This is a genomic window from Vibrio sp. 1078-1, assembly GCF_033340475.1.
In genome coordinates this window covers 1-814 of the sequence record NZ_JAWOWM010000210.1, presented here as the reverse complement: position 1 = coordinate 814, position 814 = coordinate 1, and the positions used below count along the sequence as shown (strand labels likewise).

Below are 814 nucleotides of genomic sequence, written 5' to 3'. Positions count from 1 at the left end.
AGTTTTTAGACATCGATCGTACAGACCAAGCGGGCATGATTGATGTGAACCGTCTGCAATTTAAGCGAGGTTAAGGTGAAGCGAGCAGTACTTTACGTTGTAATCTTTATCGTTTGTTTTTCTGTTAGCTTGATCATGGGGTTACCTGTTTCTTGGGTTCTCCAGCAAGCCCCCACTGTGAAAGGGCTAGACATACAAGGTGCTCACGGTTCCGTTTGGCAAGGTCAGGCTTCTAGCGTGCGTTGGCAGCGTCAAAACCTAGGGCAAGTGAATTGGGATTTCCAATGGTCTAGCTTGTTTACCGGCAAAGCCGAATTTTCGGTACGTTTTGGGCGCGGCAGCGATATGAACATTCGCGGTCGAGGTTTAGTTGGATACAGTCTCAGCGATGGCCCTTACGCGGAAAATTTGGTTGCGTCGATCCCGGCATCGAAAGCCGTCGAACAAGCGCGCCTGCCGGTGCCTGTTGGTGTTGATGGCCAGCTGGAGTTGAACATTCGTCATGCGACTTACGCAGCTCCGTGGTGTAAAACTGGTGAAGGCACATTGGTTTGGAGTGCCAGTGGCATTCAAAGTCCAGTGGGAAGCTTAGAGCTCGGCCCTGTTATTGCTGATTTGAAATGCCAAGATAGCGTGCTAACTGCATCAGGTGAGCAAACCAGTACGCAAGTTTCCTCGGCGTTTTCAGCGGAACTGATGCCGAATCAACGCTATTCAACGAAAGCGTGGTTTAAACCTGGCGCAGATTTCCCATCAAGCATGGGGGAGCAGTTGAAATGGCTTGGACAGCCAAACGCACAAGGCCAATACGAGT

At 50.4% G+C, this 814-nt stretch carries 1 protein-coding gene and 1 pseudogene; both read left to right on the top strand.

Going from position 1 to position 814, the window contains the following annotated elements:
• Positions 1 to 74: pseudogene (locus R7190_RS26660) on the top strand (type II secretion system protein M); the annotation flags it as partial.
• A 1-nt stretch (position 75) separates the two neighbouring features.
• Positions 76 to 814 (top strand): type II secretion system protein N (locus R7190_RS26655; RefSeq protein WP_318137770.1); only part of this gene is annotated, 739 nt, incomplete at its 3' end.